This window comes from Streptomyces sp. NPDC001415, from assembly GCF_053597395.1.
The window spans coordinates 478,016-491,948 of sequence record NZ_JBSFIE010000001.1 but is presented as its reverse complement, the minus strand read 5'-3'; the positions used below and the strand labels follow the sequence as shown (position 1 = coordinate 491,948).

10 protein-coding genes are annotated in these 13,933 nt (G+C 72.7%); all 10 read right to left on the bottom strand.

What is annotated here, in order from left to right:
- Window positions 1-167: 167 nt before the first annotated feature.
- On the bottom strand, window positions 168-1,334 hold the full coding sequence (locus tag ACWC2B_RS02140) for a nucleotide disphospho-sugar-binding domain-containing protein (protein ID WP_450714499.1): 1,167 nt from the start codon (window positions 1,332-1,334) through the stop codon (window positions 168-170).
- Window positions 1,222-2,943, bottom strand: coding sequence for an MFS transporter (locus tag ACWC2B_RS02135; protein ID WP_450714498.1), 1,722 nt, complete (start codon window positions 2,941-2,943; stop codon window positions 1,222-1,224). The genes ACWC2B_RS02140 and ACWC2B_RS02135 overlap by 113 nt, the downstream gene beginning before the upstream one ends.
- Window positions 2,940-4,109, bottom strand: a complete 1,170-nt coding sequence (locus tag ACWC2B_RS02130) for a glycosyltransferase (RefSeq protein ID WP_450714497.1) — start codon at window positions 4,107-4,109, stop codon at window positions 2,940-2,942. Before ACWC2B_RS02130 ends, ACWC2B_RS02135 begins: the two co-directional genes overlap by 4 nt.
- Entirely contained in the window at window positions 4,097-5,263 is a 1,167-nt protein-coding gene (locus ACWC2B_RS02125) for a nucleotide disphospho-sugar-binding domain-containing protein (protein WP_450714496.1), read from the bottom strand. Before ACWC2B_RS02125 ends, ACWC2B_RS02130 begins: the two co-directional genes overlap by 13 nt.
- Window positions 5,251-8,409 (bottom strand): AMP-binding protein, encoded by a 3,159-nt coding sequence (locus ACWC2B_RS02120; RefSeq protein WP_450714495.1) that lies wholly within the window; start codon window positions 8,407-8,409, stop codon window positions 5,251-5,253. Before ACWC2B_RS02120 ends, ACWC2B_RS02125 begins: the two co-directional genes overlap by 13 nt.
- Window positions 8,406-9,608 (bottom strand): nucleotide disphospho-sugar-binding domain-containing protein, encoded by a 1,203-nt coding sequence (locus ACWC2B_RS02115; protein ID WP_450714494.1) that lies wholly within the window; start codon window positions 9,606-9,608, stop codon window positions 8,406-8,408. Before ACWC2B_RS02115 ends, ACWC2B_RS02120 begins: the two co-directional genes overlap by 4 nt.
- A 139-nt stretch (window positions 9,609-9,747) precedes the next feature.
- A complete protein-coding gene (locus tag ACWC2B_RS02110; protein WP_161254873.1) occupies window positions 9,748-10,461 on the bottom strand; it encodes an ABC transporter permease in 714 nt (237 codons plus the stop codon).
- Entirely contained in the window at window positions 10,461-11,390 is a 930-nt protein-coding gene (locus ACWC2B_RS02105) for an ABC transporter ATP-binding protein (protein WP_450714493.1), read from the bottom strand. The genes ACWC2B_RS02110 and ACWC2B_RS02105 overlap by 1 nt, the downstream gene beginning before the upstream one ends.
- A 43-nt stretch (window positions 11,391-11,433) precedes the next feature.
- Window positions 11,434-12,600 carry a nucleotide disphospho-sugar-binding domain-containing protein gene (locus ACWC2B_RS02100; RefSeq protein ID WP_450714492.1) on the bottom strand — a complete coding sequence of 389 codons (1,167 nt, stop codon included), beginning with the start codon at window positions 12,598-12,600 and terminating at the stop codon, window positions 11,434-11,436.
- Window positions 12,588-13,790 (bottom strand): glycosyltransferase, encoded by a 1,203-nt coding sequence (locus ACWC2B_RS02095; protein WP_450714491.1) that lies wholly within the window; start codon window positions 13,788-13,790, stop codon window positions 12,588-12,590. Before ACWC2B_RS02095 ends, ACWC2B_RS02100 begins: the two co-directional genes overlap by 13 nt.
- Window positions 13,791-13,933: the final 143 nt, after the last annotated feature.

Below are 13,933 nucleotides of genomic sequence, written 5' to 3'. Positions count from 1 at the left end.
CCGGTCGGCGGGCCCTTTCCGCATGCGCGGGGCTGGTGGGGGCGCTCGTCCTCAATCGCCGGACGGGCTGAAGATGCCGATGCGGGCCCGCACTGGCCCGGCGCACGCCGAGGGGCCCTTACCCGGAGTGCTCCGGGCAAGGGCCCCTCTACGCCAGGAAGTTGAGGTCAGGCGGCGGCCAGGCGCTCCAGGTCCTCCACCACCCGGGCCGGGCTCGGCATGTCGGTCATGTCGGCGCGCAGCTCCTGGGCGCACTTGAGGTAACGGGGGTCGTCAAGGACGTCCCGGATCGCCTCGCGGATCTGGCCGGGGTCGTTCTGCGGGGCCGCCTCGCCGAGTACCCGGGCGGCGTCGGCCGCGGCGAGCAGCTCGGCCGAGGCGAACTGGTCGACGATCTGGGGGAGTACGACCTGGGGGAGGCCGAACGAGCAGGAGGTGAGCGTGGTGTTCGCGCCGCCGTGGTGGATCACGGCGGCGCAGTCGCGCAGGAAGAGGTTGAGCGGGACCGGCTCGACGACCTTCACGTTGTCCGGCACCGCGCCGAAGCCCTCGTGGAAGGCGGCGTCCGCCGTCACCACCGCCTCGACGTTCTCCAGGCCCTCGAACGCCGCGATGATCGAGCGGTACAGGCCGGTGCCGTTGAGCACCAGCGTCTGGCGGCCCAGGCACACCACGACGCGGCGCACCCCGTCGGCGGCAGGCCGGTGCAGCCAGTCCGGCACGGTGCCGGTCCCGTTGAACGGCACGTAGCCGATCGGCGCGCCCGGCGCCGCGCTCGGGTGGCGCAGCGCGGGCGGGCACGGGTCGAGCAGCAGGGTCGGGTCGGGCAGGCCGTCCAGGCCGAGCCGCTCGGCGGTCCCGTACAGGAAGTTGCGGGCCGAGGCGCGCGAGGGGCCGCTCAGCGGGTCCACGCCCCAGCGGTGCTGCACGCTCGGGATGCCGAGCGCGCCCGCGACGAGCTGGCCGGCCAGCTCCATCTGCTCCGAGACGATCAGGTCGGGCCCCCACTCCCGGGCGAACTCCAGGTAGGAGCTCAGCAGATAGCGGGCGTGGGTCTCCCACAGCTTGGTCGTGCCCGCCATCTTCTCCGGCGGGGTCGGGCCCATCAGCTCCAACGGGCGTACGCCGTCCGGGAGATGGCGCTGCAGGACGTCGAGGCCGTGGAAGCGGTCGCCGATGTCGACGGCCGAGATCCCGGCGGCGCGGGCCGCGTCGGTGACGTCAGGCTGCGCGGCGACGATCACCTCGTGGCCCGCTCCCATCAGTGCCCAGGCCAGCGGCACCATGGGGGTGAAGTGGGTGGGGAAGGGGGTGCTCAGCATCAGTACGCGCATCTTCGTCGTCCTCCTCGGACAGTCGGGCGGCCTCTTCGGCGGGTTCTTGGGTGGCGGTGTCGGAGGGTGCCTCCGCGGACGTGTCCGCCACCGTGTTCACGTCGACGTCCGTCATGAGCAGCGCGGTCACGAGCGCGAGCAGCAGCAGCCCGGCCGCGGTCAGGAGCAGGGTGCCGGTGGCGTGCGCGAAGGCGTCCGTCACCAGGTGGCGGCGGGCCGGGTCGAGCCCGGCGAGCTGGGCGGCCGCGGCGTCGGGGTCCTTGATGCCCGAGGCTCCGGCGGCCGAGGCGAAGCGGTCGCTCAGGACCGCGCCGAGCACGGTGCCGCCGATGGTGGTGCCCATCATGGTGGCGAACCGCGAGGTGGTGGTGACCACGCCCAACTGGTCGGCGGGGGCGGCCGACTGGGTCATGAAGAGCGCGATCTGGGTCACGCCGCCCAGGCCCACGCCGAGCAGCAGGAGCAGGACGTCGAACTCCCAGACCGGGCCGTCGGCCACGGTGAGGCCGAGGCCGGCGACCGAGACGGTCGCCGTCGCCGTGGTGGCGACCAGGACGGCCTTGCACTTGCCGGTCCGGGCGATGATCTTGCCCCATCCGATGAACACCAGGGTCACGCCGACCGCGAGCGGGATCAGGTGCAGCCCGACCGCGTCCAGGCTCACGCCCCGCACGATGTTCAGGTAGTTGATGAGGAACACCGGCAGCGAGAGCAGTGCGAAGCCGCCCGCGAACTGGAGGATCGCGGCGGGCCGGAACACCTTGTCCTTGAACAGGGCGAGCGGCATCAAAGGGTCGGTCGCCTTCAGCTGGCGGGCCACGAAGGCACCGGCCATCAGGAAGCCGCCGTAGAAGTAGGGCAGCACCGGGCCCGAGAAAGAGTTCTGGTCGCCGTACTCCTTCACACCGAGCAGCAGCGCGCAGGTGGCCGCCGCGATCAGGACCGAGCCGAGGATGTCGACCTTCTGCCGCGTGCCCTTCACGGGCAGCCGCAGCGCCCAGGCCACCCCGGCGAGGGCGAGTCCGGCGAGCGGCACGTTGAGCAGGAAGATCCAGCGCCACGACAGGTTCTCGCTGAGCGGGCCGCCGATCATGGGCCCGGCGATCAGGCCGGCGGCGATGAGGGCGCCGCCCGCATTCGAGCGACCGGCCCGGGACTTGGGCGGGTACAGGGTGGCGATCACGATCAGCGTCATGCTCATCAGGCCGCCGCCGCCGAGCCCCTGGACCGCGCGGAAGACGATCAGCTGGGTGAGCGACTGCGCGGTGGCGCACAGGGCCGAGCCGGCCAGGAACGCCGCCAGCGCGCCGAGGTAGACCCGGCGCGGCCCGTAGCTGTCGCTGAGCCTGCCGTACAGCGGCTGCGCGGCCGTGGCGGCAAGCAGGTACGCGGTGATCAGCCAGGGGAAGCGGTCGATGCCGTGGGCCGGGTCGAGGTCGCGCACGATGGGCAGGACGGCCGAGGAGATGATCGAGCCGTCGAGCAGGGCCAGCACCATGGTGGCCATCGCGCAGACGATGAACACCAGGACCTGGATGTCGGTCATCCCGTGCGGATTGGGCTTCTTCTCTTCCTTCGCGGCTTCGGCCACGGTTGTCTGTGCACTCACGCGGACACCCCCTGACGCAGCGTCAACTGTTCTAGATGAAGGGCGACTTCACTCGCCGCCGGCATGGCTTCGATCTGTTTCCGCACCAGCGCGGCGCCCGCGCGGTACTCCGGCTCCACCAGGAGCGCCCGGACGGCCGAGATGAGACGGGCCGGGTCGTTCTGCCGCTCCGCCGTGTCCAGCGTGATTCCGGCGCCCGCCGTGGCGACCTTGTCGCCCGCGAGGAACGTCTCGTCGAGCTGGGGGAGTACGAGCTGGGGTATGCCGAGCGCGGCCGCGGCGAGCGTGGAGCCGGGCCCGCCGTGGTGGACCACGAGGTCGGCGCCGGGGAAGAGCAGGCCGGGGGCGGTCTCGTCGGAGTACGCCATGCCTTCGGGCAGGGTGCCGATCGCGGCCCGGTGTTCGGGTGCCGCGGAGACGACCGCCTCCACACCGCCCGCCGAGGCCAGCGCGTCGACGATCCGGCGCACCAGCGGGGCGCCGTCGAGGTCGAGGGTGTAGCCGCCGAGCGCCACCGCGACCCGGCGTCCGGGCGGGGCCGCGTACCTCCAGGGCGTGCCGTCGCCGGTGTGCGGCACGGGGCGGATCGGCCGGGCGGCCGGGGCTTCGGTGCTCGCGAGCGCGGGCGGCGCCGGGTCCAGGATCAGGTCCGGCTCCGGGACGGAGTCGAGGCCGAGCCGCTCGCACAGCGGGCCGAGCCACATCCGGGTCTGGCCGAGCATGAACGCGGTGGTGGGGGCCACCCCCCAGCGGTGCCAGACGCTCGGGACGCCGAGCACCTTGGCGACGACCGGGCCCGCGAACTCCATGTGGTCGCAGATCACCAGGTCGGCCCGCCACTCGCGGGCGAGCTCCAGGTAGTCGTACAGGAAGTACGGGGCGTGGTTGCGCCACATCTGGGCGGCGCCGTCGATCTGCTGGGCCGGCGGGCGGCCCACCACCTCGATGGGGCGCAGGCCCTCGGGCCGCCTGCCCCGGCGCAGGTCCTTGTAGTGGAAGGCCTCGCCGAACGTGGCGGTGGCCAGGCCCGCGGCCTCGGCGGGCCCGGTGATGTCGGGCTGCCCCGTGACGAGCACCTCGTGGCCCGCCTCCGTGAGCGCCCGGATCAGCGGCAGCATGGGCAGGAAGTGCGTGTCGACGGGGGTGCTGATGATCAGTGCGCGCATCGGAGGTTCTCCAGGTCACGGACGACGGCGGCGGGGCTGGGCATGTCGGCCATGGTCTCGGCGAGGACGGTCGAGCCCTTGGCGATCCGCTCCGAGGCCAGCAGGGTGCGCACGGCCTCGGCCACCTGGGCCGGGTCGTTCTGCGCCTCGGCCGTGCGCAGGGTCATGCCCGCGTCGGCGGCGGCCAGCAGATCGCCGCCCTCGAACTGGTCGACCAGCTGCGGCATGATCAGCTGCGGGACGCCGAAACTGGCCACGGCGAGCAGGGTGTTGGCGCCGCCGTGGGTGACGACCGCGTCCGTCGTGTCGAGGAAGCCGTTGAGCGGCGTCGGCGGGACGATGGTGACGTTGGACGGGATGGTGCCGAGCTCGTCGACGAACTCCTCCTGCACCGTCATCACCGCGTCGGTCTCCGGCAGGTCGCCGAAGGCCTGGACGATGCCGCGGAACATCGGGAGCCCGCCGAGCGAGATGGTCTGGCGGCCCATGGTCACGCAGACCCGGGGCTTGTCGCCCCGCCGGCGCAGCCAACTCGGCACATGGCCCGTGCCGTTGAACGGGATGTGCCGGATCGGCGCGCCGGCCGGTGCGCCCTCCACCAGGAGCTGCGGCGGTGCCGGGTCGAGCAGCAGGTCGGGCTTCGGGAGGCCGCCCTCGATGCCGAGGCGCTCGCAGGTGCCCTGGAGCAGGTCCTCGGCGGTGGCCCGCATCAGGTGGCTCATCGGGTCGACACCCCAGCGGTGCGTGACCACCGGGATCTTGTGTACGCCGCCGATCAGACAGGCGACCCAGTCGAAGATCTCCGAGATCACCAGGTCCGGCTTGAACGCCTCGGCGACCTCCAGGTACTTGGGCGCCATGTAGCGGGTGTGCAGCACCCACACCCGGGAGCCGATCATGGTCATCTTCGGGGTGAGCGGCCCGACGATCTCGATGGGCCGCTTGTTCGGCGGCAGCGGCGGGCTGAGCAGGTCCTTGCCGTAGAACTGCCGCCCCACGGTGACCGTGTTGAGGCCCGCCGAACGGGCCATCGGGATGATGTCGGGCTGCCCGGCGACCAGGACCTCGTGCCCGGCGCCGCGCAGCGCCCAGGCCAGCGGCACCATGCAGGTGAAGTGGGTGGACTCGGGGCTGCTCAGGATCAGTACACGCATGAGGTGTCCTCGGATGTGATGGGAGCGGCAGGGGCTTCGGCCCGTGCGTCGGGGCCGCGGCGCAGGCCCTCGGTGTACGCGGTCACCACCCGGTCCGCGATCTCGGCCGGGATGCGGTCGGTGCGTACCGAGGCGGTGATCAGGGCGCCGTCCGGGGTGGTGCGGACGTCCAGCTCCAGCTCGGTGAACATGGTGGGCGCGCCGATGCGGGACAACTCGGCGGTGCAGTCGGCGAATTCGAGCCTGGGATCCGGGTCGTCCTGCATCAGGAAGCTCGGCATCGGGCGGAGCGACTCGCCGCCGCCGGTCAGGACCACGGTGCGGGCCAGCTGGGCGCCGCCGGTCTCCTGGGCGGCAAGCGCCTCGTCGACATGGGTCACCGCCTGCTCCAGAAGCCCGGAGCCGTCGCCCTTGTGCGGCGGCCAGAAGCGCAGGAACAGCAGGTCGACCCGGCAGCTGACGGCGGAGGCGAGGACCTCGCTGCCCCGCCGGGCCACCGGCACCTTGACCGCGATGTCCGCCTGACCGGTCAACTCCCGCAGGACCAGGCCGAATTGGGCCGCCAGCATCGCGAAGCGGGTGGTCCCGAGGGCGCGGGCCCGCTCGTCCCAGCGGGCGAGCTCGGCGTTGGTCACGGTGCGCGAGGGGGAGTGGCCGGGCCCGGCGTTGAGGTCGTTGTCGACCCGGCCGGGCAGCTCCAGGGGCTCCTGGAGCTCCAGGTGGTCCTCCCAGTACTCCGCCTGCGCCGCCAGATCCACCCGGGAGATCACCCTGCGGTGGTCGGCGGACACCTCGGCAAGGGTCGCGGCCGGCGCGGGGAAGGCGGGGGCGCGGCCCGCGAGCCGGGCGGCGTAGGCCAGCGACAGGTCGGCGGCGAGCACTGTCTCGGAGGCCCCGTCGAACGCCACATGGTGGGCGACCAGGCCGAACAGGGTGCGTGCGGTGTCCTCGGCGCGTACGACCGCGCACCGCCACACCTTCGCCTCCCGCACGGCGAGCGGGGTGAGCGCGGCGGCCAGCCACGCGGCGGCGGCGGCCTCCTCGTCGGCGGCGTCGGGCAGCCGGATCACCTCGGCGTCGGCCGGGATCTCCGGCACCACCGCGTACCCGATCTCGTTGTTGCGGATCAAGTACCGGGCGTGCAGGGCCTGGTGGCGCAGATGGACATCGCCGACGGCGGCCGTGAGGGCGTCGACGTCGACCGGTCCCTCGATCCACCAGGTCATCCGGCACAGACCGCCGAGGCCGTCCTTGTCGTGGGCGGCGGCGAACAGGAAGCCGGACTGCTCGGGCGGCAGCGGGATCTCGCCGGGCTCCAGGCCCGGCACCGGGGCGTCGGCGGCCTCGGCGGAGCGCGCGGTGGCGTCCAGCCAGGCCGCGAGCCGGCGCACGGTCGGCGTGCGGAAGATCTGCGAGGGCTGGACGGCCGCGCCGAGCACCACGTCGAGGTGCTGGCACAGCCCCGCCGCTTCGAGCGAGCTGCCGCCGAGCTCGAAGAACGAGACGTCGCCCGGCACCCGCTCCGTGCCGAGGACCGACCGGAACCCGTCGGCGACCAGCGCCGCCGTGCCCTCGAACGACTCGGCGGGCGGCTCGGCGCGCTCCTGGTCGGGGCGGACCCGTGCGGCCAGCTCACGCCGGTCGATCTTTCCGTTAGCCAACTGGGGGAACTGGTCGAGGAGTTGGACGCGGCGCGGCACCAGGTACTCGGGCAGCAGCTCGGCGAGCCGTTCGCGCAGCTCCTCCGGTCCCGTCCCGCCCTCGCCGCGCGTGTAGAACAGGGCGAGCCCGTGGTAGGAGCCGTCGGGCTTGGGCATCGGCACCACCGCGGCGCCGGTCACCGTGGCCACCCGCTCCACGGTGCGCTCCACCTCGGCGGGCTCGATCCGGTGGCCCCGGATCTTGATCTGCCGGTCGCCGCGGCCGGTGTAGTGGAACACGCCCTCGGCCGACCGGTTCCCCAAGTCGCCCGTGCGGTAGAGGCGTTGGATCCGCCCGCCGATCTCGGCCTCGACGAAGACCGCCCCGGTCAGCTCGGGGTTGCCGAGGTAGCCGAGGGCCAGGCCCGGGCCGCCCAGGCACAGCTCGCCGGTCTCGCCCGGCGCGCACACCCGGGTGCCGTCCAGGACGTACACGTCGGTGTGCGCCAGCGCGCGGCCGAGCGGGATGCCGGCCGGGTCGTCGCAGTCCTCGGGCCGCACCTCGTGCCCGGTGACGACGGCCCCGCACTCCACGGGCCCGTACACATTGAGCAGCCGGATGCCGGGGTGCTCGGCCAGGAAGGCGCGCACCCGGGTCGGGGCGGCCCGCTCGCCGCCGATCGAGAGCCACTTCATCCCGGCGAAGGCGCCCACATCGGTGGTGACCAGCATGTTGAACAACTGCGTCGTCATGAACGCGGCGTTCACGCCCTCCTCGGCGATCAGCGCGCGCAGGGTGCGCGGCACCAGGACCGTCTCGTCGAGCAGGACGGTCTTGCCGCCGGTGAGCAGCATGCTCCAGCAGTCCAGGGTGAAGCCGTCCCAGGTCGGGGGAGCGGTCTGCGGCATCACGGTGCCGGGGCCGAGCTCGGCGTAGAAGTCGCCGTCGAACAGGCGCACCGCGTTCTCGTGGCTGGACACCACGCCCTTGGGGGTGCCGGTCGAGCCGGAGGTGAAGAACACCGAGCAGGCGTCGGTGCCGGTCACCGCGACCGGCGCGGGGGTCAGCCCGCGCGCCGCGGTGAGGGCCAGGTCCTCGGCCGGCGGCGCCCAGGTGGGCACGGACCAGTCGCCCCGCACGGTGGTCACCAGGAGCGGCGCGCCCAGCTGGTCGATCACTCCTTCGAGCCGGTCGACGGGCCACCGGGCGTCCAGGACCGAATAGGCGGCCCCGCACTTGAACAGCGCGAGCAGCACCGCGATCAGCGGGGTGCCGCGCTCCATGAGCACCGGCACCAGGTGCCCGCGGCGCACGCCGTGGGCCTGCAGCAGTGCCGCGTACCCGTCGGATGCGGCGTCGAGGTCGCGGTAGGAGATGCCAACTCCCCGATGGGAGACGGCGGTTGCCCCGGGGAAGCGGCGGGCCGCGTCCTGGAACAGGCCGTGCATCGTGACGCCCCGCACGAAGCGGTTCGTGCCCGTCGTGGGCTCAAGGAGTACGGTCATCGTCTTCCTGTCTCCTCAGGTGTGGGAACGTCCGTGTGACCGGCTCTGACGCACTCCTCCAGGAAGCCCACGAGCTGGTCGGGGGTGGGCATCCGGTCGGTCTCGGCCCGCAGCGCCTTCGACCGCTCCCGGTACGAGGGCCGCTTCAGGAGGTCCTGGACGGCCGCGCCGACCGCGCCCTCCTCGGCGTCCGCGGGCAGCGCGGTGCCCGCGCCGGACGCGCGCACCAGATGGGACCAGTGCTCCTGGAAGGCGTTGCGCGGAAGGAGCAGCTGGGGCAGTCCGTGGGTTATGGCGATGAGACCGCTGCCGACGCCGCCGTGGTGGACGAGCGCGTCGCAGTGCGCGAGCAGCACGTCGAGCGGAAACGACTGCACCATCCGTACGCCGTCCGGGAGTTGGCCGGAATCGGCCGCCTGTTCGGGGGTGACCGCGAGGACGACGTCGGTGTCCAGGTCGAGGAGGGAGCGGACCACGTGGTCGCGGACCTCGTCCAGGGCGGTGGTGGTGACGCCCCCGGTGGCGCACACCAGCGGCCGGCCCGAGGGGCGCTCGGAGCGCAGCCACGCGGGCAGCGCGGCCGGGCCCGCGAACGGGATGTAGCGCATGTTGGCGCGGCGTACCCCGTGCGGCGGGCGCAGGCCCGGCGGGCACGGGTCGATCCACACCGAGGTGCCGACCACCGGGTCCACGCCGAAGCGCTCGAAGAGCCTCGCGTACGAGGGCCGCAGCTCCGCCTCGCTCTCGCAGTGCACGCCGAGCGAGACACCCCAGGTGTGGCCGACCGCCGGAACCTTGATTGCGGCGGCGGCCACCAGGCCCGCGGCCGCCGCTGTGTCGTGCACCACGATGTCCGGGCGCCAGAAGCGGGCGAAGTCCACGAGGTCGTCGGTGAGGGTGTCGGCGACGGCGATCATCTTCTCGACGAGCGCCTCGCTCAGATCGGCGTCGAGCACGGCCACCGACTCGGCGGCCGCCTTCAACCGCCCCGGCCCCAGGCCGAGTTGCTTCGCCGCGGCGGCGCCCGCCACGGCTTCGTCGCCGATGGGCACGGCCACCAGACCGGCCCGGGTGACGGGGGCCACGCACTGGGGTCGCACCGCCACCCGCACCTCGTGGCCCGCAAGGCGGCAGGCCCAGGCGAGCGGGATGATCCAGGGGACATGGGCCGGGCCGTGCCCCACGAACAACACGCGCATTCAGTTGCCTCACTCCATCGCGTACGGTCAGTGGCAGGGCAAGGGTGGGGGCACCCGCTCGAATGCGACTCGCGTCCGGTACGAACACGAAAGTGCCCGCAGGGAGTCGACCCCGCGGGCACTTCGGTGGCGGTACGGATCAGGCGCGGCGGCCGCCCCTGCGGTAGGCGAAGGCGGCGAAGGCCGCGAGCAGCGCCGTCCACAGGGCGAGCACACCGAGCCCGGTGCCGCTCGGCGCGGAATTGGCGGCCGCGTCCCAGGAGAGCTGGGCGTAGCGGTAGACCGGAGTCTCCTTCGACAGCGGCTGCAGCCAGCTGGGCAGGGTGTCGGTCGGCATCATCAAGCCGCCGAGCAGCGTGAGCGTCAGGTACGAGACGGTGCCGGCGATCTGCGCGAGCTGCGCCTTGAAGAGGTAGCCGATGCCGATGCCGAGCATCGCGAGCGGGGCGATGCCGACCCAGAGCAGCAGGAAGATCTCCAGCCAGGTGCCGGGCGAGAGGTCGACACCCCGGTAGAACTTGCCGATCAGTCCGATGACCACGATCGGCAGGATGCCGAGGCAGGTGGCGACGGCGCCGCGGGCGATGACGACCTGGACCGGCGAGAGCGGGGTGAGCCGCAGCTGGCGCAGCCAGCCGAGCGCCCGGTCCTCGGCGATGCCGGTGCCGTTGGTGATGACCACGCCGAGCGCGCCGAACGCCGCCGCGCCGACCATGGCCCGCACCAGGGACTCCTGGTCGGGGCCGCCGCCCGCGAGGGTGACGTACAGGCCGACCGGCATGATGAGGCTCATCATGAGGTAGCCGCCGTTGCGGACGAGCCGCAGGATTTCGAGGCGGATGTAACCGAGCATCAGTTGGTCCGTCCTTCCGGAGCGGCGGCCGCGTGGCGGGACTGGTGGGTGAGCGCGATGAAGGCCTCCTCCAGGCCCACGCCCGAGACCTCCAGGTCGGTGAAGGCGTCGGCGCGCGACAGTGCGTGCACCGTCGAGTCGGAGTCGCTGGTGCGCAGGTGGACGCGGCCGCCGCGGAACTCCACGGAGCTGACGCCCGGCAGCAGGTCGAAGCCGTTCTGGGCGCCGCGCGGCACGAAGCTGACCGTGCGGCCCTCGATCATGGACTTGATCTGCGAGGTGGTGCCGTCGGCGACGACGCGGCCCGAGGCGATGACGATGACACGGTCGGCGCTGTCGTCGGCCTCTTCGAGGTAGTGCGTCGAGAAGAGGACGGTGTTGCCGCGCTCGGCGTACCGCTGCATCGCGGCCCACAGCTCGCGCCGCGACTCCACGTCGAGGGCGGCGGTCGGCTCGTCGAGGACGACCAGGTCCGGGTCGCCGGCCAGGGCGAGCGCGAACCGCACCCGCTGGGCCTGGCCGCCGGAGAGCCGGTCCACGTTACGGTTCGCGATCTTGGTGAGCTCGGCGAGCTCCAGGACCTCCTGGAGCGGCAGCGGCTTGCGGTAGGTCTGGCGCACGAAGTCGACCAGCTCGCGCACCGAGACCCGGGGAATCATCTTCCCCTCCTGGAGCATGGCCCCCAAGTGCCCGGCGCGCATGGCGAGTTCGGGCTTCTTGCCGAAGACCTCGATGGTGCCCTGGTCCGGCGGGAAGAGCCCGAGGAGCATGTTGATGGTGGTGGACTTGCCGGCGCCGTTGGGGCCGAGGAGGGCGACCGTCTCTCCGCGGCTGATCGTCAGATCGATCCCGTCGACGGCGCGGACGCTGCCGTACTCCTTGACGACACCCTTGAAGACGACCGCGGGCGGGCCGTGCTGTTCTGCCATGGGGGGTGGCACCTGTTCCCTTTCCTGTGTGAGTGAGCGCATGTCAGATCAGCCCTTCCAAGGTGTGGACCAGTTCCGTGGGGCCTGGCAGGCATTCGATCTCCGCGCGTACGTCGAGCGCGGCCTTGCGGTGACGCTCGTCCTCAAGCAGGCCCGCGAGGGCCTCCCGGACGAGATGCGGGTCGTGCTGCTCGGCCTCGGTGGTGAGGCTGAGCCCGGATCCGGACTCCTGGACGAGCCGGCCGGTGGTCTGGAGGAACGGCTTGTCGCCGGGCAGCACCAGCTGCGGGACGGCCGAGGCGAACGACGTCATGCTGGTCCCGCTGCCGCCGTGGTGGACGGCGAGCGCCGTGTGGCGCATCACCGGCCCGATCGGGAAGCGGTCGACGACCTTGACGGAGGACGGGATCCCGGCGAGCGCCGCGTGGTACTGGGCGTCGATCGGGAACAGCACGTCCAGGCCCTGCTCGGTGCAGGCGTCCAGGACGTGCCGGAAGCCCAGCGGCAGTTCGCCCGTCTCGGCGAGCACCCGGCCGTGCCACATGCCCAGGCACAGCAGGGCTCTGGGCCGCTCCGGCCGCTGGACCGCCCAGTCGGGCAGTTCGGCGGTGCCGCAGTACGGGACGTACCGCGAGAGCAGGCCCGGGGTGTTGTCGCCCTCGGGGAGCAGCGAGGCCGGGCTCGGGTCGATGATGAGGGCCGGGTCGGGGAAGCCGTCGGCCCCGAACTCGGCGCACAGGTCGTGGAGTTGGACCTTGGCCTGGCGAAGCAGCGGGCTGGTGAAGTCGTCGGGGCCCCAGCGGTGGATGACGCCGGGCACGCCGAGGGCGGCCGCGACGACGAGCCCGCCGAACTCCACCGGGTCGGTCACCACCAGGTCGGGCTCCCAGGCCCGGCCGAGGGTGACCAGGTCGTCGACGTAGCCGCCGAGCCGGGTGCGCCAGCGTTCGCCGACCGCGTCCCACTCGGAGTCCGCGCGGCGGTCCATGCCCGCGCGGTCGGGCATCGCCACGGCGCCGGGCCGGGTCAGGCGCTGGCGGGTCTCGCCGCCGCCGACCAGGCGGGTGTCGAGGCCGGCCGCGGACGCGAACTTCACGAGCTCGGCGTCGCCCGCCACCAGCACCTGGTGTCCGGCCGCCCGCAGCGCCCAGGTCAGCGGCACCATCGGCACGATGTGGCTGGGCACCAGGGCGGTCACTAGGACGCGCATGTCTCCTCCTGGGCCGCGTACGCGGCGACGAGTTCTTCGAGGTCGGTGACCAACTGCTCCACCGGCGGGCAGGCGAGGATCGAGCGCCGGACGGCGGCCGCCCTGCGCCGGAAGGAGGGCTCGGTGAGCAGCCGGCCGAGGGCTTCGCCGACCGTCTCGCCGGTCGCCCAGTAGGCGGGCAGGCTGATGCCGCTGCCGACCTCGGCGACGTGCTCGGCCGAGTTGGGCTGGTCGTCGTACATCGGCGTGACGAGCATCGGCGTACCGCTGCGCAGGCCCTCGCGGATGCTGCTGTGGCCGCCGTGCGTGATGAACACGTCCGCGGCCTCCAGGAGCACGTCCTGCGGAACCCACTCGGTGATCAGCCGCACATGCTCCGGCACCTCGCCGAACTCCTCGGGGTCGCGGCCCACGCCTATCGAGACGAGCGCCGTGCAGTCCAGGTCCGAGACCGCCTCGATCACCGCGTGCAGTACTTCGTCGGACTTCCACGGCATGTTCGGAGCCATGGTCCCGATCGACGCGTACACCACCGGCCTGTCCTCGGGCAGTTCGGCGAGCCAGGGCAGGGCCTTGTCGTCGCTGCGGTAGGGGGCGGTCTGGCGGTAGTGGCGCAGGGTGCGCGGGTCCAGGTCGTCGCCGGTGCACTCGGCCGGCAGCCAGCTGACCAGCAGGTGCCGGTAGGCGGAGTTGTCCTCGGGGGCGGTGGGCAGGCCGAGTTCGGCCCGCAGCCTGTTCAGCGGTTCGTGCGTGACCGCGGGAAGCAGCAGGTGGGTCGAGCCGCCGGCCACCGCGATGTGCGGGATGCCGAGCGCCTCGGCGGCGAGCAGGCCGCCCATCTCCTCGCCCTCGCGGACGATCAGGTCGGGCTTCCAGTCGGCGGCGACGGCCAGGATGTCGCGGGCCGCGGCCAGGGCGGGCGGCCCGAGCACACACTCCACGAGCCCCTCCTCGTACGCCTCCTGGTCGGCCCGGAACAGCGGAAGCGCGATCGCCTCGATGCAGAAGGGGTCCTTGGCCCAGTCGAACCCGGCCGGGAAGAAGTCGAGCCCGTAGCTCTCGCTCTCCTCGCGCATGGACTCGTCGTCGGCCACGGCGACGGTGTGTCCGGCCCGGACGGCGGCCTGGGCCAGAGGGATCAGCAGGCGCAGATGCGACTTGCCCGCATGGGCGGTGAACAGGATGCGCACGGCGGGTCTCCGATTGGGGGGTGGGGGCGGCCCTTCAGGGCCGTCCGTCGGTCATGCCCAGGAGCGTGACCGAGCCCACTCGAATGGGACTTGAGCGCCCCTCGGCCCGGCTCTCCCCTGCCGTACTCAAGTCCGATTCGAGA

Excerpts from the sequence above, each read along its gene's own strand:
- ACWC2B_RS02140 (WP_450714499.1), bottom strand. The coding sequence starts at position 1,334 with ATGCGCGTACTGATGCTGAGCACCCCCTTCCCCACCCACTTCACCCCC.
- ACWC2B_RS02130 (WP_450714497.1), bottom strand. The coding sequence starts at position 4,109 with ATGCGCGCACTGATCATCAGCACCCCCGTCGACACGCACTTCCTGCCC.
- ACWC2B_RS02125 (WP_450714496.1), bottom strand. The coding sequence starts at position 5,263 with ATGCGTGTACTGATCCTGAGCAGCCCCGAGTCCACCCACTTCACCTGC.
- ACWC2B_RS02120 (WP_450714495.1), bottom strand. The coding sequence starts at position 8,409 with ATGACCGTACTCCTTGAGCCCACGACGGGCACGAACCGCTTCGTGCGG.
- ACWC2B_RS02115 (WP_450714494.1), bottom strand. The coding sequence starts at position 9,608 with ATGCGCGTGTTGTTCGTGGGGCACGGCCCGGCCCATGTCCCCTGGATC.
- ACWC2B_RS02110 (WP_161254873.1), bottom strand. The coding sequence starts at position 10,461 with ATGCTCGGTTACATCCGCCTCGAAATCCTGCGGCTCGTCCGCAACGGC.
- ACWC2B_RS02105 (WP_450714493.1), bottom strand. The coding sequence starts at position 11,390 with ATGGCAGAACAGCACGGCCCGCCCGCGGTCGTCTTCAAGGGTGTCGTC.
- ACWC2B_RS02100 (WP_450714492.1), bottom strand. The coding sequence starts at position 12,600 with ATGCGCGTCCTAGTGACCGCCCTGGTGCCCAGCCACATCGTGCCGATG.